Below are 26,795 nucleotides of genomic sequence, written 5' to 3'. Positions count from 1 at the left end.
GCATTTTAAAATCTTAATAAAACTAACTATGATTTGGCTATTTTATTTTCTATAATTGATAAATAAACGATTCTGATGGAGCAATTGTAATATGGGCTTTTCCTTCCCCATTTAAAACCTGTAACTGAACGGAACTCTTATTATACAACTGATCCGTTACTGTATAATTTCCGTCTTTCAAATTCCATTTTTGAATAATATCCGAAGGAATTTTTAATTCGAAATTGCTAGTGGTAAGCCACGAGAAATTAGTCACTACTATTAATTTTTGAGTATCTGACCAACGAGTGAAAGCATAAATCCCTGAATCATACCCTTTAGTTTCATGACGATTAACCGATTGAATTTCTTGGTATTTACCCATCAAGGCCGAACTTTTAAGAGAAAAATTTAGCAATCTTTTGTAAAAATCACGCAAGTCTTTTTCGCTTTTCGTCGATTGACCCCCGTCAAATTTCCCTCCGTTCATCCAGCGCTGGTGACTAGGAACCCCTATATAATCAAAAATTGAAGTTCTGGAATGCGTACCAAAACCTCCGTTTTCATTTCCTGCCTCTCCTACTTCCTGACCAAAATAAATCATAGTTGGCGAAGTGCTTATTGTGGTTGAAACTACCATTAAAGGTTTTCCTTTTTCTGGCGTTCCTGCAAATTCTGGACTTGCTAAACGTTGTTCATCATGATTATCCAGAAAATGCAACATATGATGCTCAATATCAGCCATACCGTTTTGTATGTCCGATAATCCATCTGGCAATGACTTGCCTCGAATTACATCTTTTAATTTATCATAGATTTCTACCTTATCGTATAAATAATCCATTTTACCCAAACGAATATAATTTCTATACTCATTCGGATTATAGACTTCCGCCAATAAAAAAGCATCTGGATTTTTAACTTTAATAGCTGAATTCATATAACTCCAGAACTCATAAGGCACCATTTCGGCCATATCGTATCGAAAGCCATCAACCCCCTTGGCAGTCCAAAACAATGCAATATCTCTGAATTTTTTCCAAGAATCCGGAACATCCTTTCCTTTCCAAAAATCAAAATGCTCTTTGTATGATTTTGCATCAAAACCAGCAGGAAGTTCTGGAAAATCTTTCGAACCATCAGGACGAATTCCGTAATTCACTTTTACCGTTTCATACCAATCATTACGATCTGGTTTTGCCAAACGAGAGCCGTTACCAGTCCATTTTGCAGGATATTCTTCAAATTTCCCATCGACAAGCGGATTTTTTTCTCCGTTTAATGGTTTATCAGTATCAGGTACTTCAAAGCGGGCATTTGGAATATAATAAAAGTTATTATCTCTTTTGTATTCGACAGTTACGTCATCATTGGCACCAAAATCTTTAACTCCTTTAGGATTATTCTTCCCTTCGTATTTACGAGCAATATGATTGGGAACAATATCTATAATCACTTTTAATCCCGCTTTTTGGGTTCTAGCAATCAAAGCCTCAAATTCTTGTAATCGATTGGCTGGATTCACTGCCAAATCAGGATTCACATTGTAATAATCTTTTACGGCATAAGGAGAACCTGCTCTGCCTTTGACTACATCTGGATCATCGTTAGAAATTCCGATTGCTGTATAGTCCCGTATCAAAGCATGATGTGGGACACCTGTGTACCAAATATGAGTAACCCCTAAATCCTTTATCTCCCGTAATGCGGCATCGGTAAAATCATCAAACTTTCCAACCCCATTTTCCTCAAGAGTTCCCCAAGGTTTATTATTGGTGTTTTTATTTCCGAATAACCGTGTAAAAACCTGATATACAACTTCTTTTTTGTTTGAGACAATCTCTTTCTGTGCTGCGTTCATTTTTAAATCTTTCGTTTTACAAGCCGTCGCCAAAAGCACCACGCTCATTCCTGCAACAATAGTTATTTTTTTTATCATACAAAATTATTTATGCTGATTTTTGTCTTTTTTTGTGATTTATAAATCAATTTTTAAATTTAATATTTTTTAGAATAAAGATGCCGCTATCATTTGAAATTAAAATGAATTCCTTTTTAATAAAGCACACTACCTCGAAAGAGTATCATTATTTGTTGATAACTTTAAAAGTAAACACCAGTGGTTTTCGGCGTCATATCATGTAAGTATAAATAAATCCTAATATGGATTAGGATTGTCTCCTTTTTCATAAATTTGACAAAAAATAAATCCCTTGAAGAAAACGCTATTTTTCATTCGTTGTTGTTTACTCTTACTTTGTACTAATTTGGTTTTGGCGCAAGCTCCCAAAAAAATTATTGTCGAACATTCCGATTTCGCAGATGTAAATCAAGTTGAAATGCCGGATGCTTTTTTACTTACCGGAAATGTACGTGTAAATCATGACGGAGTAGTTTTGACCTGTAATAAAGCCTACTATTTTCAAAAGGAAAATTACATTAAGGCATTTGGAAATGTTCAATTAGTTCAAGGAGACACTTTATTTTTAAACAGTAAATATGCTGAATATAACGGAAATGTAAAAAAAGCATTGGCTACTGGAAATGCAGTGATGAGTTCCCCGGATGCGACATTGGCTACAGACACCATCAATTTTGACAGAAACACACAGGAGGTATTTTATAATTCACCCGGAACAATCGTAAATAAGGATAATACTTTAAAAAGCAAATCAGGAAGGTATTATGTAGCTCAAAAAAAATTCCAATTTATTACGGCAGTTACTATTACGAATCCAACGTATGTAATAAAAACAAATCATTTGGATTATTTCAGTAATTCAGGACATTCCTATCTTTTAGGGCCTTCGACAGTTACCAGTAAAGCCAATTATATTTATACCGAAAAAGGATTTTATGACACCAAAAAAAATCTGGCGCATTTTCTTAATAAATCGTATATTAGATACGATGATCGGGTTATAAAAGGAGACAGCTTGTACTATGACAGGAACAGGGAATTTGCATCGGCAACTCGGAATGTAAAAATAACGGATTCCATCAATCGCGGAATTGTTAAAGGAAATTACGCCGAAATATATAAAAATCAGGATTCTATGTTTGTCACCAAAAGAGCTGTGGCGGTAAACTTTGTCGAAAATGACTCGGTTTACATTCATGGAAAAAAACTAATGGTTACCGGTAAAGAAGGAAACCGAATTATTCGGGCTTTCAACAATGTTCGCTTTTATAAAACGGATATGAGTGGCAAATGTGATTCGATACATTCGAGCTCCAAAACAGCCTTGACAAAACTGATAGGAAATCCAATACTTTGGAATGGTGAAAACCAGATTACAGGTGATATCATGCATCTTATTGGAAATAACAACACCAAAGCGCTTGATTCGCTTAAAGTCCTGAATAATACTTTTCTAGTCTCGAAAGATACGCTGGGAACGGGCTATAATCAGGTAAAAGGACAAAATCTCTTTGGGAAATTTGAAGAAGGAAATTTGCATGATGTAGACATCATAAAAAACACGGAAGTGATTTATTATATGCGGAACGACGCCAAAGAACTCATTGGAATCAACAAAAATGTGAGTAGTAAAATCAATATTATTTTTGACAAAAAAACAATAGAAACCATCACCTTTTTTAAGCAAGTAGATGGCGATATTTTTCCCGAAAAAGATTTGCCTGAAAACGCACGAAAACTTCGGGGTTTGGTCTGGCGTGGTGACGAAAGAATAAAATCCAAAGACGATATTTTTCCTCCGGAAGAAAATGAAGACAACGATAAAATAGCCAAAGCAACTAAAGCCGAAGAAGCAAAGAAAGATGTTCCAATAAAAATCCGAAAGGAAACATTGAACTATGATAAGAAAAAGGGTAAAAAATAGTAGTCATTCGCAGTTATTCAGATTCCAGATAACAGGTTTCAGGTAACAATTCACAAAACGAATAAACAATTAAACGATTAAACAAATAACCGTGAATAACGATTTCCTAAAATATCAAGCACAGACATCCCCGTATCCATTGGGTATGGAAGTATCACATGCAGTAGGTTCGTATATTTACGATTCCAATAATAAAAAATACTTGGATTTTGTGGCGGGAGTTTCCGCTTGCGCATTAGGGCATCAGCATCCTAGAGTCAATCAAGCCATCAAAGATCAGTTAGACAAATATTCACACGTCATGGTCTATGGCGAATATTCCCAAAGTCCCGCAGTTCAGTATTGCAAACTATTAGCCTCACTCCTGCCAGCGCCTTTAGACAAAACCTATTTGGTCAATTCAGGAACAGAAGCTATTGAAGGTGCCTTAAAACTCGCCAGACGAACCACGGGAAGAAGCCAATTAATTTCGTGTCACAACGCCTATCATGGAAATACTATGGGTTCCATGAGTGTAATGGGATTTGAAGAGCGCAAAAGAATTTTTCGCCCATTGATTCCTGATGTTGATTTTATCACGTTCAACAACGAAGAAGATTTACAAAAAATAACGACCAAAACCGCAGGAATAATTCTGGAAACCATTCAAGGTGGCGCCGGTTTTATTCAGCCACACAATGATTTTCTTAAAAAAGTGCGCAAACGCTGCACTGAAGTGGGTGCGATTATGATTCTCGACGAAATCCAACCGGGTTTTGGGAGAACAGGAAAACTATTTGGATTCCAAAATTACGATGTCGTTCCAGATATTGTGGTAATGGGAAAAGGAATGGGCGGCGGCATGCCTGTAGGTGCTTTTACCGCTTCATCTGCCATGATGGATTTGTTGAGCGATAATCCTAAACTGGGACATATCACGACTTTTGGAGGTCACCCTGTCATTGCGTCAGCTTGTTTGGCGACTTTGCAGGAAATTACTGAGACCAATCTCATGCCCGAAGCAATGGAGAAAGAAAAGCTATTCAGAACACTTTTGGTACATCCTTTGATAGTAGAAATAAGAGGAAAAGGATTAATGCTGGCCGCAATGACAGAAAGTGCCGATATAACAAACGAAGTGATTCTCAAATGTCAAGACAAAGGACTCATTTTATTTTGGTTATTATTTGAAGGATGTGCCATCAGAATAACACCTCCGCTAACCATTTCTGAAGAAGAAATACGAGAAGGTTGTAGCATCATGCTTGAAGTAATGGATGAAATTTTGAACAAGAATTAATTATTTTAAAATATCGCAATTGGGAGCTATTTCCCGCTATCCGTTGCAATATTTTACTTTTTTAAAGAAAAAAAGTAAAAGGATTTCTACTCTTATCGGGGCTATGGCATCAGTTTAAACCAAAGCTTTTTTTGTTAATTAAATTGTTCACAACAATTCTAACTTTCCCTCACAGTACACGCACGATTCCCTAAATTTATTTAGGCCAAATTAAAAACACACAGTATGCAATTAAGCAACGAAGAAGAAGACTATAACTTATCATTGTCTAAATTTGAGTCCATGTTGAAAACCAACAAAGTTCTCTTTTTTGACTCCGAAGAATTTGAAGAAATTATTCTTCATTATCTCGATATGGGTAAGGCCGCTTTGGCAAAAAAAGCACTCAAACTGGCATTGGAACAACATCCAAAATCTACCGGACTAAAACTAGTCCAAGTGGAAATGCTTGTGTATGATGATAAACTCGAATTAGCCGAAAAGCTATTGAATGAGTTGTACGCCATTGAACCAACCAATGAAGAAATTTACATTCAAAAAGCCAACATCTGTTCTAAAAGAGACCAGCATGAGAAGGCCGTAGAAATGTTGAAAATAGCATTACAATACACTGATGATTACGCCGATGTTTATAATTTAATAGGCATGGAATATCTTTTTATGGATAATCTTGAAATGGCCAAAGAAAGCTTTATCAAGTGTCTGGAAGAAGATCTGGAAGACCAATCCGCATTATACAACGTTGTGTATTGTTTTGAATTTTTAGATCAGAATCAAGAGGCTATTGCCTATTTGAATAAATACATTGACCAAAATCCATATAGCGAAATCGCCTGGCATCAACTAGGTCGTTTGCATTACGGTGTAAAAGAATATGAAAATGCGATTCGCGCCTTTGATTATGCTACTTTAATCGATGATGAATTCCTTGGTGCTTTCATGGAGAAAGCCAAAGCTTACGAACGTTTAAAAAAATACGCCGAAGCCATCGAAAGTTACAGCAGAACCATCGAATTAGATGATGCGACATCCTATGCATTACTTCGAATGGGTAAATGTTATGAAAAATTAGGAAACAAAGTTTTAGCATTAAAATATTTCAATCAAACCGTTCATGAAGACCCCCTTTTAGATAAAGGATGGATTGCCATAACTGACTTTTACGTACGTCAAAAAAATTACCAAAAAGCGTTGTTTTTTGTCAACAAAGCTTTAGCAATTGACAACCAAAATCGTTTGTATTGGAAACGCTTTGCAACCATCAACAAACAAATGAACTTCTTTGAAGAAGCCGAACTTGGCTATAGAAAAGCGGTAGAATTTGGTGATTACGGGTTAGACACTTGGTTATTTTGGGTAGATATTCTTCAGTTTTTAGGCGAATTCGAAAGTGCTATTCAAACTTTATTACAAGCCTCTGAATATTTTCCGGAAGAGAATGAAGTAGAATACCGTTTGGCTGGATTGTATTTTATGATTGGACAAAACACTAAAGCAAAATTCCATTTAAGTAATGCTTTGCGATTGAATTTTGACAACTATATTCTTTTAGAAGATTTATTCCCTGTTGTTTGGACAAAGAAAATGGTACAAAATTACATAGCAAAATATAAAAAATAATGGTTGACATAGTTAGAAAACGCTTTGGTTTATTAGGACGCAACATTAATTATTCTTTTTCAAAAGGATATTTTACAGATAAATTCAATAACGAAAACTTCACAGGTTGTACCTATGAGAATTTTGATATTCCTGAAATATCCTCTTTTCCTGAGGTAATTAAAAACACTTCGGATTTAAAAGGATTGAATGTTACCATTCCGTACAAGGAAACAGTAATCCCATTTCTCGATAAATTATCTAAAAACGCAGCACAAATTGGCGCTGTTAATACGATTAAAATTACTAAAAAAGGAAAATTGAAAGGATACAATACGGACTATTATGGTTTCAAAAAATCATTACAACCCTTATTGCAGCCACACCACAAAAAAGCCTTGATTTTAGGAACAGGAGGCGCTTCTAAAGGGGTTGCTTTTGCGTTAGATGAACTGGATATTCCATACACATTTGTTTCCAGGGAAGCCAAAGAAAATGCTATCGATTATGACCGAATCAATGCGACGACATTTGATAATTACCAAATCATAATAAATTCTACTCCGGTAGGAACGAGCCCTAATGTGGATGCATTTCCATTAATCCCGTATGAATTTTTCACGGATAAGCATATTGCTTATGATTTGATTTACAATCCAGCCGAAACTCAATTTCTTAAAAAAGCCAAACAACAAGGTGCCCAAATAAAAAACGGACTGGATATGCTTATTTTTCAAGCGGAGAAAGCCTGGAAGATTTGGAATAAATAATAGAAAAACCTCATTTTTCGTACACGCACTTATGTAAGTAAAAAAGCCATTTGAAAAGAGTGGCTTTTTGTTTAAAACATTGAACTGCAGTAAATAAAAAAATCCTGATTAATTCCCAAAACCCTAGCCCTGATAACAGCGGCATCCTTTTTTATCAGCTTTTTCGGCGGATAAAAAAGATACAGCGAATAGCAGGAAATTGCTTCAAAAAAAAGAAAATTTTAACATAAAACGACTCTAAATAAAGGATTTATTTTGTAATTTCATGCTCCTTCACTATCTTTCGTGTTCGATACAAAAAATAAAAACCTTATACATTGAAAAAATGTTAGAAGAAAAGAATGATAACCTGCTGGAAGCAGATGGAAGTTTAGAAAATAATTCACTTGAATTAAATCAATCAGATACTATTATGGAAACTGAAACAATTGACGAAAATAACGATAGCGTAGCTGTTCATTCTATTGACGAAAATGTTGTAACCCTAACAGGGGAAGAGTTGACACATGATGAACCTACTATAGAAACTGAAAACCAATCGGTATTAAACGCAATTACGGAAGCTAATGCTGAAGAAAGCGAAGATGACACGTTGAAGGAGCGTCACGATATTCCGATGCAGGATTATGATACATTGTCTCTTGAGGCATTGGTTGAAGAACTTAAAAGTTTAGTTACCAGTGAGAAAGTGATGTCAGCAAAGGATCATATCGAAGAGATAAAAAAAGCATTCTTAGCAAAATACAATCATCTTCTTGAAGAGAAAAAAGAGGAATTTCTCGCTGAAAATCAAGATCTAAATGAAGAATTTCAATATCATTCTCCGTTAAAAACCCAATTTGACAAATATTATTCTCTTTTTAGAGATACTAAAAATACACATTTCAAGAGTTTACAAACGAATTTAAAAACCAATTTGGAAAATCGTTTGGCTATTGTTGAGGAATTAAAAGAGTTAATCAATCCACAGGAAAACATCAAAGACACCTTAAAACATTTTAATGATTTAAGAGAACGATGGAAAAATGCGGGACCAATTCCGAAAGATAAATACAATCACGTTTGGAATAATTTCCATTTTCATGTGGAAAATTTCTATGATTATTTGCATCTTGACCGAGAAGCTAGAGACTTGGATTTCAAACATAATCTAGAACAAAAACAAAAAATTGTAGCGCGCGTTGAAGAATTGGTAAAAGAAGCCGATGTTAATAAAGCGTTCCGAGAATTACAAGATTTACATAGAATCTGGAAAGAAGATATTGGACCTGTTTCTAGAGAACATCGTGATGAAATCTGGAACAAGTTTAGTGATTTGACTAAGCAAATGCATGATAAACGTGAAGTTTTGTTTGAAAATCAAAGAGGAACAGAACTTGAAAATTTAGAAAAGAAAAAAGAAATTATCGCCAAAATTGAAGTTTTAGCGACCGAAAAAGTAAATGCTCATTCGCAATGGCTGACTCAAATAGAAAAAATAGAAGCCTTAAGAACTGCTTTCTTTTCAGCCGGAAAAGTCCCATCGGATGTAAATGAAGAAACTTGGGCAAGTTTTAAAACTGCCGTTAGAAATTTTAATTCTTTCAAAAATTCATTTTATAAAGACATTAAGAAAGATCAAAACGATAATTTAAGCAAAAAAACAGTTCTTGTTGCTAAAGCCAAAGAACTACAGGAAAGCACTGATTTCGCTGCGACTACACCTATCATGAAGCAAATTCAGGATGAGTGGAAACAAATAGGACATGTCCCTAGAAAATATTCCGATAAAATTTGGAAAGAGTTCAAAGATGCTTGTAATCATTATTTTGACAAATTAAAAGAGCAAAAGAATGAGGAAAATGGCGAAGAAGTAGAAGCTTTTGATAATAAAAAAGCTTATTTAGAAACGTTGAGAGAATTCCAATTGACCGGCGATCATAAAACGGATTTAGATTCCATAAAATTACATATTGAAACTTGGAAAAACTTTGGAAAAGTTCCTTTTCCAAGAAGACATATCGAAGGAAAATTCAATAAAATTTTAGATGCCCTTTTTGAAAAATTAAGTTTGAGTAAAAAGGACACTGATATGATTCGTTTTGCCAATAGAATGGACAACTTATCAGAAAGCAACGATATTCGCAAATTGGATAACGAAAAGATATTCCTGATGCGTAAAATTGAGGAAGTGCAGAATGAAATTTTCCAACTAGAGAATAACATTCAGTTTTTCACCAACACAAGAAATGCAAAAAAAGAAAATTCCATTGTATTAGAAGTTCGTAAAAACATAGCTATTCACAAAGAAAGTCTTGATGTTTGGAAAGAAAAACTAAAACAATTGAGAAATTTGAAAATAGAATAATTTTCAGCAATTTTTAAAATTACAAACCTCGTTCTTAAATAGTACGAGGTTTTTTTATGCAAAAGAGGTTCCGAATTTAAAAATTTAACTTTCATTTATCAGAAAAAACTACCTACAGTCGGCTGTTAATTTTAAATTTGCCAAATGAATTGGATTCGGAAAACAGTTATTTTTATTGGACTTTCAATAGTTTTATTATTTGCTTTTAATGCAAACCAATCACCTATTGAAAAAATTAAAATAGAAAAAACCAGTTCTTCCTTTTCTCCTGACTCGATTCATTCTTCGGTTTTTATTCAAACCCATGCAAACAATATAGTTGGATTCCATTATAAAACCATCGATTATACAATTGCAAAATATCTTGAAAATTTTCTAGTTGCAATCCCGGATTTTAAAGTCCTAAAAATCTTTTCTCGTCATGCGAAACAAGACATCAATCGATGTGAAATGGTTTCGCTCCTACTCTTTCCTTTCCATTATTTTTGGTGATTTAAAGCGCTGATTCCGTAATTAGAGATACACTTATCTTTCTTTTTTGAATGGATTCCATTTGGTTTTCAATCGAATTTATCATGCTTTACAAATAACTCAAAAAAATAAAAAAATGGATACATCCGTAACTATAATAGGCCTTATAATAACAATCTTAATAGGCATTCCACTATTCTTTGTATTTCGCTCTAATGTCATTAACAAAAATAAAATCAAGGAGATAAAGAAGAAATACAGTCGTAATAATCATTCAAATTTTGAATTGACTGAAACACAAAACAAAAAAGTATTGGCGTTAGACGAAAAAAACAAAGGCTTCCTTTTAATGGATTTTAACGCTCCAGAAGAAGTAGTCACTTTTGTTAATTTAAATGATATTGCGTCTTGCAAACTGGTTGCTACAACGGAAAACAATTCTGCTAAAATCATAAAAATCGAATTTGAATTTGGATACAAAGAAGCCCATAAAAAAGAATTAGTTCAATTCTACACTATTGAAAACGAAATAATAGATCAGGTTTGTTTGTACGAAGACCATGTAATGGCACAAAAATGGACAAAAATTATTACCGATTGTATTTCCTAAATTTACTCATTATTCACTGAAAGAGATTGTTTTAAAAAGACAGTCTCTTTTTTTTTATGCTTGTTTTTTAATATGATAATTATCATTTTAAATATTTAGGAGTAATGCTACTTTTGAATACTGATAAATGATTTGCCATGAAAAACTCCTTAATTCAAAAATACAATGTTCCAGGCCCCAGATATACCAGTTACCCAACAGTTCCTTATTGGGATGAAACTGATTTTTCGTATGAAATTTGGACCGAAACTTTAAAAAAATCATTTACAGCAAGTAATAATTCCGAAGGAATCAGTTTGTATATCCATTTGCCTTTTTGCGAAAGCTTATGTACTTTTTGTGGCTGTAACAAGCGTATTACAAAAAATCATGCTGTTGAAAATCCATATATAGATGCTGTTTTGAAAGAATGGACTTTATATTGTAAAATGCTCGGAGCAAAACCAACCATCAAAGAAATTCATTTAGGCGGTGGAACTCCCACATTTTTCTCGCCTAAAAATTTGGAAGATTTAATAAATGGCATTTTTAGTCATGCTAATAAAGCCAAAGACTATGAATTTAGTTTTGAAGGCCATCCAAACAATACCTCACATGAGCATTTACAAAAACTATACGATTTAGGTTTTAGAAGAGTGAGTTTTGGCGTTCAGGATTATTCTGAAAAAGTTCAAAAAGCAATTCACAGAGAACAGCCTTTTCACAATGTGGCAAAAGTTACGTTCTGGGCCAGAGAAATTGGATATACTTCGATTGGTCATGATATCATTTTTGGTTTGCCGTTTCAGGAAATTGAAGATATAATCGATACTATTGAGAAAACAAAATCATTGCAGCCCGATCGATTGGCGTTTTATAGTTACGCGCACGTACCTTGGATTAAAGGGAACGGGCAACGCGGATTTAATGACGAAGACATTCCAAAAGATGATAAAAAGCGAATGCTGTATGAAACGGGCAAAAAATTATTGCATGAAAATGGATACCATGAAATAGGAATGGATCATTTTGCTTTAAAAACGGACAGTTTATTTGAAGCTTTTCAAAATGGGAAACTGCATCGAAATTTCATGGGATACAGCTCCTCAAAAACAAAATTGATGATCGGATTGGGTGTTTCTTCCATCAGTGACAGTTGGTTTAGTTTTGCTCAAAATGTAAAAAATTTGGAAGATTATTATCAAATCCTAGAATGGAATAAATTACCTCTTTTCAGAGGCCATTTATTGACTGATGAAGACCTCATCATCAGGAAACATATTCTAAATTTAATGTGCCAATTTGAAACTTTCTGGGAAAATAACGCTGGTTATTTTAATGAAATTCCTGAAGTTTTAATTCAGTTAAAAGAAATGGAACAAGATGGATTAGTAATTATAAATGACAATACTATTCAGGTTACAGAAAAAGGCAAACCTTATGTTCGTAATATCTGTATGGCATTTGATTTGCGTTTAAAAAGAAAAGCTCCAGAAACCGAATTGTTTTCGATGACAATCTAGGGATTAGATTAACATTATTTTTTAAAATAACATTAAAAAGTTAAACACGATATTTGCGTCAAGACAGCAGGACTTTCAGCGTGCTTTTTTATGTACTATTAACCTGAGTTCGATTATTAAAGTATTAATTTTCATACCTGCAAGATTTCCAAAACCTTGTAGGTATCATTTTTTAGATTTACATACCTACAAGGTCAAAAAATGACCTTGCAGGAAAACAAGTTAACCGCAAATTAATGATATACAATTTATTAGTGGCAAAATAATAATCGAATTCAGGTTATTATTTAAAAATTAATGACAATTAGGGTTCGCCTGTACAAACAAACTCATATTGGATGGCGAAATATAAGGAATCCCCAATCCCAATCCTCTCAAAATAAATAAAACACCAATAACTATCGCAACATAAGGAATTGCTTTTTGGATTCTGTTTCGAACAGGGATAGTCAAAAATGAATTAATATACACGACACTGCTCATCATAGGAATAGTTCCTAATCCGAATAATATCATGTACAAAACTCCCAGGCCTTCGTTCTGCATGGCAATGGCGCCAAATAAAGCAACGTAGACCATTCCGCAAGGTAAAAACCCGTTGAGTAAACCAATAGTAAACAATGATTGGTAACTCTTGTTTTTAAACTGATTTCCTAAAATTGTTTTAATTTTAGAGATCAATTTAAAAACTGGTTTTGAAAAATTATATTTAGCAAAAATTTTCTCAGGAGTCAAAACCACAATGATGATGGCTATACCTATGAATATGGAAAGTTTCTGTTGCAAACCGGCCATGAAAAGCCCTTTTCCAAGTAGCCCAAAAACAAAACCAATCGTGGCGTACGCCGTTACTCTTCCTAAATGATATGTAATTATTTGAGTAACTTTTTTGGCCTGATTATACCTGTCCACGGGTAACATCATAGCAATAGGACCACACATTCCAATGCAGTGAAAGCTACTTATTAAACCGAAAATGAAAGCCGTGTAAAGCATTGTTTAAATCTAATTTATGTATATCGTTTCTTTGGTTAAATATGATTTTCCCTCATATTGCCATTCCATATTAATATCCCAACGACCGCCTGACAAACTTTTTTTAGGTATGAGCAAAGTAAAATCAGATAACGAAATTGGAGTTTCAAAATCTAATTTTTTGTTCGACGGCCTGTAAAGGGATACTTTTCCTTTAATATCTTTTGGAACAAACACATTAGGAAATACAATTGTGATTCCATCTGAAGTAACATTTACTAATGGTTTTTGAACCAAATTTTGCGCGTTTTGAATGCGTATCATTTCATCTCCAAAATGAGCATCATGTTTGTAATACTCTTCCACAACCAACTCGTTGTCATATTTTGAATCGGATTGCACCGTAAAAACAAAATATAAAATGAAGGTTATAAACAACCCAAAAGCAATGACGATTCCCGTTCCCCAGTTAATTTTCATATTATTTTATTTATATATTTAATCTAAAAAACGGATCTGCTAATCAAAACTTCTCGGACTTAAAAAACTGGTTGTGCTGGTTTCAATTTTTTTCAGTCCATTATAAACATCAATTTTTAATTTAGTTTTATCACTTTCCAATAAATTCTGATTGATTTCTATAAACAAAGTCCCATTGTCCATTCCTTGTTTTGGGATTTTGATATCTTGTTTTCCCACAACTTTTAAAGTTCCTTTTATGCCAACTAATTTGAAATGAATGTCATTAAAATCATTGTTGGTCTTATTGATAATTTTAAAAGTATAGATATTACTAATATTATCCCCTTTGTGTTGAAACAATTGTCCTGGCAATCTCAAAATACTGGCTTCTACATCCGTACGTAAAAACAATAATCCTATTAAAATCCCTGTCAAAATAAACAATACAGCGGAATAGCCTTTCATTCTGGGTGTGAACTTGAACTTCACTTTTTTCTCGATTTCATCTTCCGAAGCATAACGGATCAGTCCTTTTGGCAAACCCACCCTGTCCATAATGGTATCGCATTCATCAATACAAGCGGTACAATTAATACATTCCATTTGCGTCCCGTTTCGAATATCAATTCCGGTAGGACAAACGTTCACACATTGTTTACAATCAATACAATCTCCTTTTCCTGTTGCAGCTCTGTCCTCTTGTTTATTAAATTTAGCCCTGCCAACTTCTTTTTCACCGCGAACAAAATCATACGCAACATTTATTGATTTATCGTCTAATAAAACGCCCTGCAATCTTCCGTAAGGGCAAGCGATAATGCAAACCTGTTCTCTAAACCATGCAAAAATAAAATAGAAAACTCCTGTAAAAATCAATAAAGAAACCAAAGTACTTACATGGTTTTCCGGTCCTTCCTCAATCATTAAAAATAACTTGTCGCTGCTGATCAGATAGGCCAGAAAGACATTGGCAATAAAAAAAGAAATAATTAAAAATATCGACCACTTAATTCCTTTTTTCCTGATTTTTTCCGCATTCCATTCTTGTTTTTCCAAGCGAATTTGGGCACCACGATCGCCTTCAATCCAATATTCAATTCTTCGGAAAACCATTTCTAAAAAGATAGTCTGCGGACAAATCCATCCGCAAAATATACGTCCAAAAATTACCGTAAAAAGGATGACGAAAACGATGCCAACAATCATAAAAAGAACGAAAAGATAAATATCCTGAGGCCAAAATGGAAATCCGAAAATATTAAATCTCCTTTCCAATATATTGAACATCATGAACTGATTGCCATTAATCTTTATAAAAGGATTCGCGACAAGTACAGTCAACAAAAAGTAACTGACCCACTTTCTATATTCATAAAATTTACCTGAGGGTTTTTTAGGGAAAATAAATTTTCGGTTCCCTTCTTCATCAATCGTTCCGATGGTATCTCTAAAAGCTTCGTCTGGTAATTTTGACATTTTTTTATTTTTAAATATTTAATCTAAAAACTACGTCAAAGTTTTAGCCTTTGACATAGTTAACAGACTACCTATTATTTTTTAACTTCAGTGCTTAATGCAACCGTTTTAGGTGCATTCTCATCTACCCAAACTTCGCCATCGGGTGCTTTTGGATCTTTAGGATTGCTCCCTTGCAAAGACAATATATAACTTGCAACATGCTGAATCTCTTTTGGTTTTAATGTACCTTTCCAGGCAATCATTCCTTTTCCATCACGGCCTCCATTTGTAATGGTGTGGAATAGATTTTTAATTCCACCGCCCAAAATCCAATTTGCATCAGTTAAATTAGGTCCTATCTGTCCTCCGGCATCCGCTCTGTGACAAGCTGCGCAATTCGTTGTGAAAATTTCTTTTCCAGCCGCTAAATCAGCGGGTTCCGTCAATAAAACAACTGTTTTTTCATCCATTAAATCCGGAGCAGTTTTCATATATTCGGCAATATCAATTTTGGCTTGAGCAACCTCTTTTTTAAGTTCCATTTCTTGATTGTCTGCTCCTAATAATTCAAATCGAACCATATAAATTAAGGCAAAAGCAATACAGGCATAAAATGAATATACCCACCAAGGCGGTAAATTATTGTCTAATTCCTTGATTCCATCATAATCATGCTCTAACAATAATTCGCCTTCATTTTCTAATGGTACTGTATTTGTTAAACTTTTCATCAGATTTTTAAACCATTCTTTTTCTTTTAGACCCAAAGAATTAACTTCCTCTAATTTTAGTTTTTGTTCCTCTGATAACAATTGATAGGTAATATTATCAACGGCGCTCATTGTAATTTCTATTGCTATCAAAAGGAAAAGAAACACAAACAAAAAGACGGAAACCATTGGGAATTTTATAAATGCCGGTTTATCTCCGGAGTCAATAAAATATTCCATTGCCCCAAATACAGCAAAGAAAATAACTGGGACTCTAACATATGCTGGAATTAATTTTTTCATTTTCTAAATTTTAAAAAATTATACTATTTAATTGTCGTTCAAAGGAATTTGGCTCAATTCATTAATCTTCTCTTTTTTATATGAGAAAACCCACATACCAAGTCCTACAAAAAAGAAGAAGAAAATTAATAACGATACGATTGGATATATCGCAACTCCGTCGATAGTTTCCATATTGTGTTTTATTTGTTCGAACATGACTTTTATTTTTTAGCTAAATCTTTTACTTTAATATCGGTTCCAAGTCTTTGCATATAAGCAATCAAGGCAACGATTTCCCTTTCGTTCATTGGAACAAATTTTTCTCCTCTGGCTGCTGCTTTTTTCTTGCTTTCATTATAACTTTTGACAAAGTCAGGGTCGTTTTTCAAGTTTTCTTCAATTGCAATAGCTTGTTTTCTTAAATCATCCAAACCACTTGCAACCTGAGCTTTTGTATAAGGTACGCCCAATGTAACCATGGCTTCCATTTTCTTTTTGGTTAAAGAAATATCCATTGGTTTATTATCAAAAAGCCATTTATAACCCGGCATAATTGATCCGGCAGATATACTTTGAGGACTCCAAAAATGGTTAAAATGCCAATTGTCATTGTATTTTGCTCCCACTCTTAATAAATCCGGGCCTGTACGTTTTGAACCCCAAAGGAATGGATGGTCATACACGTATTCTCCTGCTTTAGATTGTGGTCCATAACGTTCCACTTCACTACGGAACGGACGGACAGACTGCGAATGACAACCCACGCAACCTTCACGAATGTATAAATCGCGTCCTTCGAGTTCTAATGGAGAATATGGTTTTACGCTTGCAATTGTTGGAATATTGGATTTAACCATAATCGTTGGTACAATTTGAATCACACCACCAATTAAAATTGCTATTGTAGCTAAAATTGTCAATTGGATAGGTTTTCTTTCTAACCAAGGGTGAAATTTCTCTCCTTTTACTCTTCCTGCACTAATTTTCAATAATTCAGGAGCTTCGGCTAATTCATCTTCAATTTTAGAACCTGCTCTTACTGTTTGAATAATATTATAAACTAAAACAAACATTCCAGTTAAGTAAAGAGTTCCACCAATAGCTCTCATCCAATACATTGGCATGATTTGAGTTACTGTTTCCAGGAAGTTACCATAGGTTAAAGTTCCGTCGGGGTTAAACTGTTTCCACATAGAAGCCTGTAAAAATCCGGCAACATACATGGGAATCGTATATAATATGATCCCTAAAGTCCCAATCCAAAAGTGAAAATTAGCCAATTTAAGAGAGTACAAACTACTTTTGGTCATTCTAGGAACCAACCAATAAATCATACCAAAAGCCATAAATCCATTCCAAGCCAATGCACCAACGTGAACGTGAGCAATAATCCAATCCGTGTAATGCGCAATTGCATTTACATTTTTCAAAGACAACATTGGACCTTCAAAAGTAGCCATTCCGTAACCTGTAATCGCTACAACAAAGAATTTCAAAACTGGATCTACACGTACTTTGTCCCAAACTCCTCTCAACGTTAAAAGTCCGTTTATCATTCCGCCCCAAGATGGCGCAATCAACATTATTGAAAAAGCAACGCCTAAATTTTGTGCCCAGTTAGGCAATGCTGAATACAATAAATGATGTGGTCCAGCCCAGATATACAAAAATATTAATGACCAAAAGTGAACAATCGATAATCTATAAGAATATACAGGACGATTAGCCGCTTTTGGAACAAAATAATACATCAATCCTAAGAAAGGCGTAGTCAAGAAAAACGCAACCGCATTATGACCGTACCACCATTGAACTAAAGCATCTTGAACTCCCGCATAAACAGAATAACTTTTCATAGCAGAAACCGGTAATGATAAACTATTGAAAATATGCAAAACTGCAACAGTAACGAATGTCGCCAAGTAAAACCAAATCGCAACATACAAATGACGCTCTCTACGTTTCAGGATAGTTCCAATCATATTAATTCCAAAAACAACCCAAATTAATGCTATTGCTATATCTATAGGCCATTCCAGTTCGGCATATTCTTTGGAAGAACTATAACCCATTGGTAAGGAAATGGCTGCGGCAACAATAATTAATTGCCAACCCCAAAAATTCAGATTACTCAAAAAATCACTAAACATCCTGGCTTTCAGCAATCTTTGCAAAGAGTAATAAATCCCTGCAAACATAGCATTTCCTACAAAAGCAAAAATAACGGCATTAGTATGTAAAGGTCTTAATCGACCATAACTCAACCACGAAATTCCATCGGTTATATTGGGGAAAAGAAACATAAAGGCTAAAGTAAGCCCAACTAACATTCCTACCACTCCAAAGACAATGGTTGCGTAAATGAATTTTTTTACAATTTTGTTGTCATAATAAAACTGTTGCATTTCCATAATTAAATTTGTTTTTCTTCTATTGTTTGTATTTCCTTTTGGGGTACTTTCTTAATTTCGTCGTCAAAAAGCATTCTGACCGACGGTGTGTAATCATCGTCATATTGTCCTGTTTTTACTGCAAAAATAAATGCAATAAAAAAAACAAGAGCTACGACTATACTGATGGAGATTAATAAATAAATGACACTCATACCTTAATTTGTGTTAAACAAAATTACATTGCTGTTTTCTTAAAAAGTATGACATTTATCATACTTACTCTTTTAGGCTAAAATTACCGGACTCTCATTTTTAAAGCTTACCTAATTCTATTTATTCCTCGCATAATAATTGCTCATTATCGTCACAAAACTAACAATCGTTATGGTACTCAAAGGCATTATAATGGCTGCAACCAAAGGCAATAAATTTCCGGTAATAGCAAATGATAATCCCACCACATTATACAATAATGATAATGTAAAACTCATTTTAATAGTAGTAATGGATTTCTTTGATAGTTTTAAAAAATAATTCAGTTTTTGAAATTCATTGGCATCTAAAATGGCATCACATGCCGGTGAAAAAACATTGACGTTTTCTGAAATTGAAATTCCAACGTTACTTTGTGCCAAAGCTCCAGCATCATTCAATCCGTCACCAACCATCATCACATTTTTACCTTTTTGTTGTAATTTTTTAATGAATTCTAATTTTTCTTCCGGTTTTTGATTGAAAATTAATTCAGTGCCTTTCGGCAAAAGTTTTTCCAGAGTTGACCGTTCTCCTTCATTATCACCAGACAAAACCTTAATTTGATATTTACTGCTTAAATTTTTGAAAAGCTCCCCTAACCCTTCTCTGTATTGATTATTGAAAATGAATTTTCCGTAATAAACACCGTTAATCTTTATATGAACCGAAGTTTGCTGAATGTTCTTTTCTTCTGTTTTTTCTACAAAAGCTGCTGAACCAATTTGAATTTGGTATCCAAAAATTTGAGCCTGAATTCCCTTTCCTGTAATTTCCTCAAAAGCATCAACTTTTAACTTTTTGGTTTCCTTTGTCACTTTGTTTTGTAAAATCGGAACTGGCAAATAATCATATAACATTCTGCTCAATGGATGATTTGAAGCCCGAAGTACATTTTTAATCAACAACAAATTTTCATCAGAAAGAACAGCACCCTCATAAGATATATTCGATTTTTTATTGGTTGTAATTGTTCCCGTTTTGTCAAAAACAATAGTGTCGACTTTAGCCAATTGTTCAATAACTAAAGCGTTTTTGAGATAGAATTTCTGCTTCCCTAAAATTCGTAATACATTCCCAAAAGTGAATGGTGCTGTCAATGCCAAAGCGCATGGACAGGCAACAATCAATACCGCCGTAAACACATTGAAAGCGATATTTGCGTCAATAAAAATCCAATATCCAAATCCCGCAAAAGCAATTAATAAAAGTATCGGAGTAAAATAACGAGAAATTCTGTCTGTTATCGTTTTGTGTTTTTGTTCTACATTTTTTTGGAACACATCATTACTCCACAATTGCGTCAAATAGCTTTGCGAAACCGAATGTAAGACTTCCATCTCTATCACTTTACCTATTTGTTTTCCGCCTGCAAATACTTTATCGCCTGATTGTTTGGTAATAGGAATCGCTTCTCCAGTTACAAAACTATAATCTATTTCAGCTTTCTCTGAGATTAAAATACCGTCAACAGGGATGAGTTCTTGGTTTCTAATGAGTAATCGGTCTCCTTTTTCAATTTCGTAAACAGCGACACTTTCTTCCGAAGCATCTGTATTAATTTTGGTAACTGCTATTGGAAAATAAGATTTAAAATCCCTTTCGAAACTCAAAAAACTATAGGTTTTGATTTGGAACATTTTACCCAAAAGCATAAAGAAAATCAATCCTGTTAAACTGTCAAAAAAACCAGAACCGTAATCCATTAAGATATCGAATGTGCTTCGCACAAACATGACAATAATTCCCAAAGCAATGGGAATATCGATATTGAGCATTTTAGATTTGATACTTTTGTAAGCCGAAACATAATAACCACTAGCCGAATAGAAGAAACTTGGCAATGACAAAGCAAAAATCGCACCTCTGAAAAAATCACGGTATTGGTCTAACCAAAATTCCTTAACCTCAAAATATTCGGGAAATGAAAGCAGCATGATATTCCCAAAACAAAAGAATGCAACACCTAATTTATAGGTTAAACTTCTATCGATATTGCTTGTACCAGTTTCATAATTTTCGAGACTGATATAGGGTTCATAACCAATGGAACCCAATAAATAAACAATCGTTTTTATTGAGACTTCTTCTGGATTGAAAGTGATGCGAACGCTCTTTTCAGGAAAATTAACCTGAGAAGTACTTATTCCTTTTTGAAGACGCTGTAGATTTTCCAGAATCCAAATACACGAACTGCAATGAATATGAGGAATATTAAGTGAAATAATAGCGGTTGAATTTTCTTGGAATTCCAAAAGTTTTGAAACGATATTTTCATTATCTAAAAAATCATATTTACCATTAATGTCTTGCGGGGTTGCTCCAGGGGATTTTTCAAAATCATAATAACAAGTCAAATCATTGAGGCTAAAAATTTCGTACACGGTTTTACAACCATTGCAACAAAATTTTTTGGCATCAAAAATAATTTCATCTTCTTTTATAACATCTAACCCACAATGGAAACAGTTTTGTGTGTCCATAACTTTGCTCATTTTACCTTGAACAAAGGTGACAAATTGAATACGTTAAAAATATGACATTTATCATATTAAAGAGTTAGTTTTGTAATACCAATAAAAGAACAAACAAGATGAGCAAATGCGAACAATGTATCGTTAGAGAATTTAGCTCTTTGAAAGCACTTACTAAAGACGAATTACTAAAACTTTCTGACTGCAAAACATCTCACACTATTAAAAAAGGTGAAGTGATTTTTGAAGAAGGAGAAAACGTCAATGGTATCTATTGCGTTAAGGATGGTATTTGCAAGCTCACAAAACTGAGTCCAAACGGTAAAGACCACATTGTTAAGCTAGTTACAAAAGGAGAGTTATTAGGGCAACGTTCCATGATCAGTGACGAGCCTGTAAATCTAAGTGCAGTAGCTCTTGAAGACATGGAGGTTTGTTTTATTCCAAAGTCGGAAGTGATGGGATACTTTGACAAAAACAATCAGTTTTCGATGAATGTGATGAAAACTATTTGCGGTGATCTAAAAGAAGCCGATGATCATATGGTCAATTTGGCACAAAAAACAGTCAAAGAAAGATTAGCAGAAACACTACTTTATTTACACGATACTTTCGGAAAAAATGAAGACAACTCCTTAAAAGTCCAACTTTCAAGAGACGAATTAGCCAGTATGATTGGTACTGCCACCGAAAGCTGTATTCGATTACTATCAGATTTTAATAAACTAGGATTGATTGAATTGACTGGTAAAAAGATTATTTTAAAAGAAATGAATGCCCTAAAAAAATTAGCAGAGTAGGTTCTCTAACACGTTTACTATAAATTCTTTAGAAAATAAATAAACCTTACTCCAACCCTCCTCCTCCAAAGATCGAAAATATAAAAACTAAAACTATTATCTCTTTTACTGAATACTGAGACTGACTACTGCTTAAAGTTTCTTCGCTTCTTCCCAAAAAACATCCATTTCAGCCAAAGTCATATCCATCAATGGTTTTCCTAATTCTCCCGCTTTACTTTCTAAATATTGAAAGCGCTTAATAAATTTTTTATTGGTTCGTTCCAAAGCATCTTCGGGATTTATATTAAGAAATCGGGCATAATTGATCATCGAAAATAAAACATCTCCAAATTCAGCTTCAATTTTATCTTGATCTCCAGCTTCAACTTCAACTTGCAATTCTTCCAATTCCTCTTGAACTTTGTCCCAAACCTGATGGGATTCTTCCCAATCAAACCCTACTCCTTTAACTTTATCTTGAATTCGACTGGCTTTTACTAATGCAGGTAAACTTTTTGGAACACCTTCAAGAACGGACTTTTTACCTTCTTTCAGTTTTAGTTTTTCCCAGTTTTGCTTCACCTCTTCTTCATCTTTTACAATAACATCACTGTAAATATGTGGATGACGGTGAATTAACTTTTCACAAATTTCATTGCATACATCTGCCATATCAAAATCGTTGGTTTCGCTTCCTATTTTGGCATAGAAAACAATATGCAATAACAAATCCCCTAATTCTTTTTTGACTTCGTTCAAATCATTATCTAAAATAGCGTCGCCTAATTCGTAGGTCTCTTCTATAGTAAGATGCCGTAAAGTCTGCATGGTTTGCTTTTTGTCCCAAGGACATTTTTTACGCAAATCATCCATAATATCTAATAGTCTTTCGAAAGCTTGCAGTTGGTTTTGTCTTGAATTCATAAAAAATGATTTTTTGTAAAAATAAAAAATCCTGTTCAGGAAAATAGCTGAACAGGATTAAATAATATATTAAAATAGAAACTACTCTTTTGTAGCTTTTGCTTTTTTTGCCGGAGCTTTCACTTCCGCTATTGGAGTTTCTTCAGTAACAGCAACAAGTTCTTCAGCAGCTGGTGCTTCTTCTGTTGCAACCGCTACTTCATCAGTAACCAACCCTTTTGCCTGAAGCATATTATACCAATTTAAAATTTTCTTGATATCAGATGGATATACTCTTTCTTCATCATAATCAGGTAGAATTTCTTTAAAATAAGCCGTTAATTTAGCATTATCCTCTTTATGTGAAATCGCTTGTCCTTTATTTTCTTTATCTGCAATTTTTTGCATGACATCAGATAATGGTTTTTCGCCTTCATAAGTATAAACCGAAATCTCCGACAATAAGCTCACATTACTTTTTAAATTCACTGTGATTTTTTTTCCGTCCACTAACGATTCTGCAACAAACCCAGTGCGTGTTTGTACTCTCAAAATGTATAAACCCGGTTTCCCAGAAATGGATAATATTTTTTCTAAATTCATGTTTTTTTGTAAATTATTTATTAAGAATTTGACTTATTTATTTTTTCTTTTAAGACCAAGAACCATACCAAGGTAAAGCTATAAATGGAAATTTACCTTCCTTTTTTGGCGAAAAATTTCATTCGGTACTCTTGGAATGTTTTCCCTTCCAAGATATTTTTGAGTTTCTTTTGAATCAACCGTTTTTTTAATGTCGAAATTTTATCAGTAAACAAAACCCCTTCAATGTGATCGTATTCGTGTTGAATTACTCTGGCGATTAATCCTTCGAAAACTTCGGTTTTCATAACAAAATCCTCTTCGCAATACTCAATAGTTATAGTTGGATTTCTATACACATCTTCACGAACATCTGGAATACTCAGACATCCTTCATTAAAACTCCATTCTGGCCCCTCTTCTTTTATCATTTTTGCATTGATAAAAGTTTTTTTGAAACCTTTCAATTCTTTTTGTTTAGAATCTTCTAAATCTTCATCTTCACTAAAAGGAGTCGTATCGATTACAAATAAACGAACTGCTAATCCTATTTGCGGTGCAGCAAGTCCCACACCATAGGCATTATACATCGTTTCGTACATATTGGCAATTATTTCTTTCAAGTTTGGATGTTCCGGTGAAAGAACTTCCCCAACTTTTCTCAAAACAGGATCACCATATCCTATAATTGGTAAAATCATTATTGTTGTATTAAGTATTATCTACTAAAACTGAATATGCTTCCATTAATTCAGTGTGCAAAAATAGTAAAAAAATAGACAATGATTAATCCTGAATTGATAATTAGTGTTATTTTACATTTATGTCCAAAACACAGCTATTTATCCTTTGAATAATTCATACAATTCTTACCTTTGTTTGTAATCCAATTATATGATTTACAGAATCCGAAAATTTACCGACAGCACCTATTTCAATAATGCATTAAAAGTAACAATAGCAGCCGTTATACCTGTTTTGTTGTTTTCTTTTCTTGGGAATTTTGAAATGGGATTTACAATAGCACTAGGGGCCTTTTTTACCTATCCAAGCGATATTCCAAGTAGCTTAAAACATAAAATAAATGGTGTTCTGGTTACGGCTTTTCTCGTTGCTGGTCTCAATTTGTTAGTGAATACTCTGCATCCCTATTCTTGGATCTTTTATCCTTTTTTAGCCCTGTTGATTTTCTTATTATCCATGCTTTCTGTGTATGAAAAAAGAGCTACTGCAGTTTCTTTCTCGGCACTACTTGCAGTTTCATTAGCATTTGCACATTTGCATACCGGCTGGGAAATGATTGAATATTCAGGATTAATTTTGGCTGGTGGTTTGTTTTACCTCCTAATCTCGCTTATTTTTCATTATGTAAGCCCTCATCGTTATATCGAATTACAAATTGCCGAGTGTATCAAACTCACGGCAAAGTATTTAAAACTAAGAGGTGATTTATGGACAATTGACGCTGATAGAAAAGCAATTATTGAAAAACAACTGCATCTACAGGTAGAACTCAATACCATTCGGGAAAACATTAGAGAAGTGCTAATTAGTAGTCATACTACCTCCGGATCTTCTAATCAAAATCGCAAGATGCTTATTGTTTTTATTTCGTTGATAGAAATTTTAGAACTGGCCTTATCTACTTCTTTCGACCATGATAAGCTGCATCAAAAATTTGACGATCATCCAAAGGTGTTGCTAACATATCAAAGCTTAGCTTACAATCTTGCAGCAAGTTTAAAGCAAGTATATAAAAGTGTACAAAACCGAACCAAATATGTTTCTAAACATAATTTACTAGGTGATTTGAATGCCTTACAACTTGCAATAACGGAATACGAAAATGATTTAGGAAAAGGGACCGCTTCCGAAGGTGTTTTTATGCTGACAACTATGCTTCAATATGCCGAAAAACAGGTTGAAAAAATAAAAATTGTAGAACGTGCTTTTACGCTAGCTATCAATTCACTCGATTTTAAAGGAAAAGACAAAGACTTGGAAAAATTTCTAACGCCACAATATTATCCTTTAAGTACGCTGATTCAAAATCTCAGTTTCTCTTCTACTATTTTCAGACATTCACTACGATTAACCATCACTATTCTGATTGGCTTTATCATTGGTAATGTGCTGCCTTTTCACAACGTATACTGGATTTTATTGACTATCATCGTAATTATGCGACCTGGATATGGTTTAACCAAACAACGTTCCTTTCATCGAATTTTTGGTACTATTTTAGGCGGATTAATTGCATTTGGAGTTCTTACATTCATACATAATAGTATTGTAATAAGTGTTTTTTCTATTCTTTGCATGCTTTTAGGATTCTCCTTTACACAAACAAATTATAAAGTCAGCGCAACATTTGTGACGATGTATATCGTTTTCATTTATGGAATATTGACTCCGAATATTAGTGATGTAATTCAATATAGAATTTTAGATACCATCGTTGGTGCTGCTCTGGCTTTTCTTGCCAATCATTTTTTATGGCCATCATGGGAGTTTTTAAACATTCCCATTTATTTGGAAAAATCCATAAAAGCAAATGAAAATTACTTGAAGGAAATCTCTATTTTATATAATAAGAAGGGGACTATTTCCACTTCATACCGATTAGCCAGAAAGAATGCTTTTATCGAAATAGGCAATTTAATGGCCTCTTTTCAAAGAATGGTTCAAGAACCCAAATCAAAACAAAAACAACTACCACAAGTATATAAACTAGCCATACTCAATCATTCCCTACTTTCCTCTTCAGCATCCTTGGGGACTTATATTCAATCACACAAAACGACATCGGCTTCTGAGGCGTTTAATGTTGTGGTAGATACCGTTATTAAAAATATGGATAATGCCATTGCACTTTTGAAAGAAAATGATTTAGATATAAAAGAAAATCTGCCAAAAGAAGATTTAGCAATGCGTTTTACCGAGTTAAAAAACATTCGAGAAAAAGAATTAAAAGAAGGTATTCCAATAGATGAGGAAGCATTTCAATTGAAAATGCAGGAAGCACAATTAGTTATAGAACAGCTAATCTGGTTAACGAATTTATCCGAAAACATTCTCAAGACAACAAAAGAATTAATGGATTCCTAAAATCAAAAA

The 26,795-nt window shown here is 33.7% G+C and carries 22 protein-coding genes; 10 read left to right on the top strand and 12 right to left on the bottom strand.

Annotated features, from left to right (window positions below; genetic code table 11):
• Positions 1 to 49 precede the first annotated feature (49 nt).
• On the bottom strand, positions 50 to 1,918 hold the full coding sequence (locus ACM55K_RS07725) for an alpha-amylase family protein (RefSeq protein ID WP_416849656.1): 1,869 nt from the start codon (positions 1,916 to 1,918) through the stop codon (positions 50 to 52).
• 274 nt (positions 1,919 to 2,192) lie between these two features.
• Here ACM55K_RS07725 and ACM55K_RS07720 point away from each other — a divergent pair, with 274 nt between their 5' ends.
• From ACM55K_RS07720 to hemN, 8 genes are all read left to right on the top strand, one after another.
• Positions 2,193 to 3,824 (top strand): OstA-like protein, encoded by a 1,632-nt coding sequence (locus ACM55K_RS07720; RefSeq protein ID WP_416849655.1) that lies wholly within the window; start codon positions 2,193 to 2,195, stop codon positions 3,822 to 3,824.
• A 91-nt stretch (positions 3,825 to 3,915) separates the two neighbouring features.
• Entirely contained in the window at positions 3,916 to 5,103 is a 1,188-nt protein-coding gene (locus ACM55K_RS07715; protein ID WP_416849654.1) for an aspartate aminotransferase family protein, read from the top strand.
• Positions 5,104 to 5,328: 225 nt separating this feature from the next.
• Entirely contained in the window at positions 5,329 to 6,723 is a 1,395-nt protein-coding gene (locus ACM55K_RS07710; RefSeq protein WP_416849653.1) for a tetratricopeptide repeat protein, read from the top strand.
• A complete protein-coding gene (locus ACM55K_RS07705; protein WP_416849652.1) occupies positions 6,723 to 7,472 on the top strand; it encodes a shikimate dehydrogenase family protein in 750 nt (249 codons plus the stop codon). Before ACM55K_RS07710 ends, ACM55K_RS07705 begins: the two co-directional genes overlap by 1 nt.
• A gap of 325 nt (positions 7,473 to 7,797) precedes the next feature.
• Positions 7,798 to 9,819 carry a DUF349 domain-containing protein gene (locus tag ACM55K_RS07700; protein ID WP_416849651.1) on the top strand — a complete coding sequence of 674 codons (2,022 nt, stop codon included), beginning with the start codon at positions 7,798 to 7,800 and terminating at the stop codon, positions 9,817 to 9,819.
• A 144-nt stretch (positions 9,820 to 9,963) separates the two neighbouring features.
• Positions 9,964 to 10,311, top strand: coding sequence for a hypothetical protein (locus ACM55K_RS07695; RefSeq protein WP_416849650.1), 348 nt, complete (start codon positions 9,964 to 9,966; stop codon positions 10,309 to 10,311).
• A gap of 115 nt (positions 10,312 to 10,426) precedes the next feature.
• Complete coding sequence (locus tag ACM55K_RS07690; protein WP_416849649.1) at positions 10,427 to 10,900, top strand: hypothetical protein; 474 nt, start codon at positions 10,427 to 10,429, stop codon at positions 10,898 to 10,900.
• Between the two features lie 137 nt (positions 10,901 to 11,037).
• Positions 11,038 to 12,402 carry an oxygen-independent coproporphyrinogen III oxidase gene (hemN, locus tag ACM55K_RS07685; RefSeq protein WP_416849648.1) on the top strand — a complete coding sequence of 455 codons (1,365 nt, stop codon included), beginning with the start codon at positions 11,038 to 11,040 and terminating at the stop codon, positions 12,400 to 12,402.
• Between the two features lie 294 nt (positions 12,403 to 12,696).
• Here the strand turns inward: hemN and ACM55K_RS07680 are convergent, their stop codons facing one another.
• The 8 genes from ACM55K_RS07680 to ACM55K_RS07645 form a co-directional block, all read right to left on the bottom strand.
• On the bottom strand, positions 12,697 to 13,398 hold the full coding sequence (locus tag ACM55K_RS07680; RefSeq protein WP_416849647.1) for a sulfite exporter TauE/SafE family protein: 702 nt from the start codon (positions 13,396 to 13,398) through the stop codon (positions 12,697 to 12,699).
• A gap of 9 nt (positions 13,399 to 13,407) precedes the next feature.
• Positions 13,408 to 13,857: a FixH family protein gene (locus tag ACM55K_RS07675; RefSeq protein WP_416849646.1), complete on the bottom strand. Its 450-nt coding sequence runs from the start codon at positions 13,855 to 13,857 to the stop codon at positions 13,408 to 13,410.
• A 39-nt stretch (positions 13,858 to 13,896) separates the two neighbouring features.
• Entirely contained in the window at positions 13,897 to 15,315 is a 1,419-nt protein-coding gene (gene ccoG, locus ACM55K_RS07670; RefSeq protein WP_416849645.1) for a cytochrome c oxidase accessory protein CcoG, read from the bottom strand.
• A 74-nt stretch (positions 15,316 to 15,389) separates the two neighbouring features.
• Complete coding sequence (locus tag ACM55K_RS07665) at positions 15,390 to 16,310, bottom strand: cbb3-type cytochrome c oxidase N-terminal domain-containing protein (RefSeq protein ID WP_416849644.1); 921 nt, start codon at positions 16,308 to 16,310, stop codon at positions 15,390 to 15,392.
• Positions 16,311 to 16,337: 27 nt separating this feature from the next.
• Positions 16,338 to 16,508: a CcoQ/FixQ family Cbb3-type cytochrome c oxidase assembly chaperone gene (locus ACM55K_RS07660; RefSeq protein ID WP_416849643.1), complete on the bottom strand. Its 171-nt coding sequence runs from the start codon at positions 16,506 to 16,508 to the stop codon at positions 16,338 to 16,340.
• Between the two features lie 5 nt (positions 16,509 to 16,513).
• Positions 16,514 to 18,703, bottom strand: a complete 2,190-nt coding sequence (ccoN, locus tag ACM55K_RS07655; RefSeq protein ID WP_416849642.1) for a cytochrome-c oxidase, cbb3-type subunit I — start codon at positions 18,701 to 18,703, stop codon at positions 16,514 to 16,516.
• Positions 18,704 to 18,705: 2 nt separating this feature from the next.
• Positions 18,706 to 18,897 (bottom strand): cbb3-type cytochrome oxidase assembly protein CcoS, encoded by a 192-nt coding sequence (gene ccoS / locus ACM55K_RS07650; protein ID WP_416849641.1) that lies wholly within the window; start codon positions 18,895 to 18,897, stop codon positions 18,706 to 18,708.
• Positions 18,898 to 19,014: 117 nt separating this feature from the next.
• Positions 19,015 to 21,420: a heavy metal translocating P-type ATPase gene (locus ACM55K_RS07645; RefSeq protein ID WP_416849640.1), complete on the bottom strand. Its 2,406-nt coding sequence runs from the start codon at positions 21,418 to 21,420 to the stop codon at positions 19,015 to 19,017.
• Between the two features lie 110 nt (positions 21,421 to 21,530).
• Here ACM55K_RS07645 and ACM55K_RS07640 point away from each other — a divergent pair, with 110 nt between their 5' ends.
• Positions 21,531 to 22,211, top strand: a complete 681-nt coding sequence (locus ACM55K_RS07640) for a Crp/Fnr family transcriptional regulator (protein WP_416849639.1) — start codon at positions 21,531 to 21,533, stop codon at positions 22,209 to 22,211.
• 132 nt (positions 22,212 to 22,343) lie between these two features.
• Here ACM55K_RS07640 and mazG read toward each other — a convergent pair whose 3' ends face one another.
• The 3 genes from mazG to def form a co-directional block, all read right to left on the bottom strand.
• Positions 22,344 to 23,117, bottom strand: a complete 774-nt coding sequence (mazG, locus tag ACM55K_RS07635) for a nucleoside triphosphate pyrophosphohydrolase (RefSeq protein ID WP_416849638.1) — start codon at positions 23,115 to 23,117, stop codon at positions 22,344 to 22,346.
• 81 nt (positions 23,118 to 23,198) lie between these two features.
• Entirely contained in the window at positions 23,199 to 23,699 is a 501-nt protein-coding gene (locus ACM55K_RS07630) for a DUF5606 family protein (RefSeq protein ID WP_416849637.1), read from the bottom strand.
• Between the two features lie 92 nt (positions 23,700 to 23,791).
• Positions 23,792 to 24,379 (bottom strand): peptide deformylase, encoded by a 588-nt coding sequence (def, locus tag ACM55K_RS07625; RefSeq protein WP_416849636.1) that lies wholly within the window; start codon positions 24,377 to 24,379, stop codon positions 23,792 to 23,794.
• Positions 24,380 to 24,572: 193 nt separating this feature from the next.
• Here def and ACM55K_RS07620 point away from each other — a divergent pair, with 193 nt between their 5' ends.
• Positions 24,573 to 26,786 carry an FUSC family protein gene (locus ACM55K_RS07620; protein WP_416849635.1) on the top strand — a complete coding sequence of 738 codons (2,214 nt, stop codon included), beginning with the start codon at positions 24,573 to 24,575 and terminating at the stop codon, positions 26,784 to 26,786.
• The last annotated feature ends 9 nt before the right edge of the window (positions 26,787 to 26,795 follow it).

It is taken from the genome of Flavobacterium arabinosi (assembly GCF_048158725.1).
In the GTDB taxonomy this organism is placed as follows: Bacteria; Bacteroidota; Bacteroidia; order Flavobacteriales; family Flavobacteriaceae; genus Flavobacterium; species Flavobacterium arabinosi.
Note: the sequence above shows the minus strand (reverse complement) of the source record. Positions and strands in the feature narration are given on the sequence as shown.